This window comes from Natrinema soli (assembly GCF_028618695.1).
On sequence record NZ_JAQIVI010000404.1, the window covers coordinates 1 to 2,407 of the forward strand.

The 2,407-nt window shown below is 66.7% G+C and carries 2 protein-coding genes; both read left to right on the forward strand.

Annotated features, from left to right (window positions below):
• Positions 1 to 295, forward strand: a 295-nt coding sequence (locus tag PGX04_RS22175) for an NADH-ubiquinone oxidoreductase-F iron-sulfur binding region domain-containing protein (RefSeq protein ID WP_273740486.1), incomplete at its 5' end; no start/stop codon positions are given.
• Positions 292 to 2,407: molybdopterin-dependent oxidoreductase (locus tag PGX04_RS22180; protein ID WP_273740487.1), on the forward strand; the 2,116-nt coding region annotated here is incomplete at its 3' end. The genes PGX04_RS22175 and PGX04_RS22180, both read left to right, overlap by 4 nt.

Sequence of the window (2,407 nt, forward strand, 5' to 3'; positions counted from 1 at the left end):
GGTCGCGGCAGCCGGCGAGCGGGCGCGCTTCGCCGCGACGGAGAACAGCGGTCGGTGCGTGCCGGGACGCGAGGGAACGAAACAGCTCACGGAACTGCTCCGCGAGCTCTATACGGGCTCGTTTCGGAGCGACGACATCCGCGAACTGGGGCGAGTGATGACGCGCTCGAGCAACTGTCAGATCGGGGCCCACGCGCCGCGGCCCGTGATCACGGCGATGGACGAGTTCGAACCGGAGTTTCGCGCCCACGCCGACGGACGGTGTCCGAGCGGGACGTGTACTGAAAAACTATGAGTACGGACGAGCCACTGCCGCGAGTACCGGCGATCGACGACCACCAGGAGCAGACGCCAGTGACGGCGACGTTCGAGACCGGCACTGCGAACGATCCGCCCGCCGGCACCGGCGGCGAGAATCCGACGACCCTCTCGATCAACGGGAAGTCGGTGTCCGTTCCACCGGACTCGACCGTCATCGATGCGATGCAGGCAGTCGACGACGAGACGGTGACCGTCGATCCGGGCGCCGACGGCCTCGAGGACGCCGACGTTCCCGCGCTCTGTCACTACGATCGGGACGGCGACTCGAGCGACGAGATCGGCCCGCGAAGCGAGTGTCGGACCTGTATGGTCGAGACCGAGGAGCACGGCCTCGTCCCCTCCTGTTCGTTCCCCGCGGAAGACGGGTTGTCGGTCAGGACCGATACGCCGGACGCCGAGGAGAGCCGGAGCGTAAACCTCGACCTCGTCCTCTCGAACCACAACCTCCGCTGTACGACCTGCAACGGAAACGGGCGGTGCGAGCTACAGGACGCGGCGATCAGCGAGGGCGTCGACCACCCGCGCTACGGCGTGTTCGCTGACCGAGACGAGTACGAACCGCTCGACGACACCTCGTCGTTCATCCAGATCGACCGCAACAAGTGCATCCTCTGCAACCGGTGTGTCGAGGGTTGTAACGACGTGCAGGTTGAGGGCGTGCTCCGCATCGAGGGCCACGGCGAGGACACCCGGATCGGGTTCCAGTCGGACGCGGAGACGATGGCCGACTCCGAGTGCGTCTCCTGCGGTCACTGCGCGACGGTTTGTCCGACCGGCGCGTTCACCGAGAAGGGGATCGGCGGTGCTGCGACCCTGCCGCTCCCCGGGTTCACCCAGCGAAACTCTATCGGGACCGTCCTCGAGACCGACGACGTCGAGACGCTTGACGATACGACCGCGCCCAATCGGTCGCCCGGACCCGGCGGAGTCGGAGCCGGGGCCGAGGGTGTTGCTGGCGCGACCGGTACCGGCGACGCGACGGGGGTCGCTCGATTCATGCAGGGGGCCAGGAAGCGCGCGACGGAACTCGCGGGCGAGTACGGTCGAAAGGCGATGATAGCCGGCGAACACACCGCCGAGAGCATCGCGATGAACACGATACCCGAAGGTCGGCTCTTCGACATCGCCGACTTCGTCAGCGACGCTCGCCTCTCTCGCATCGACACCGAAGAGACGACGTGCGGGTTCTGTGCGGTCGGCTGTCGCTTCGAGATGTGGGGAAAAGACGGCGACGCGATCGGCGTCCAGCCGGTCGACGATCCGGCCGCTGCACCCGCGAACGACTTCTCGACCTGCGTGAAAGGAAAGTTCGGCCACGAGTTCGCGAACAGCGACGAGCGGCTCACGGAGCCGCTGGTCCGGACCGACTCCGGCGAGTTCGAGCCCGTCTCGTGGGAGGAGGCCCTCGAGTACGTCGCGGAAAACCTCCGGGCGATTCGGGACGACCACGGCGTCGACGCCGTCAGTTGTCTCGCGTCGTCGAAGGGGTCGAACGAGGAGGCCTACCTCGTCCAGAAGTTCGCTCGACAGGTCCTCGGGACGAAGAACATCGACAACTGCGCGCGCCTCTGCCACTCCTCGACGGTTGCGGCCCTCCAGCAGACGCTCGGCTATGGCGCGATGACCAACCGGATCAACGAGGACGTCGGCGAGGCTGACGCCTACCTCATCACCGGCTCCAACACGACCGAGAGCCACCCGGTACTGGCGACCCGCATCAAGCAGAACGTCCGCGACGGCGCCGATCTGGTCGTATTCGATCCGCGGCAGATCGGCATCGCCGAACACGCCGACCAGTACACCCGGACCGAGCCGGGCTACGACGTGGCCTGGATCAACGGACTGATCCGCTACATCATCGAGAACGACCTCCACGACGAGGCGTTCATCGAGCGGAACACGACCGGCTTCGAGGACCTCCGCGAGAAGGTTCAGCCGTACACGCCCGAACGGGTCGAGGCGGTCGCGGACGTCCCGGCTGCGGAGCTCGAGTCGGCTGCGGAGACCCTCGCCGCGGCCGAGACTGTCGTCTTCGGCTGGGCGATGGGGATGACCCAGTCCAGCAATGGCACGCAGAATCTCCTTG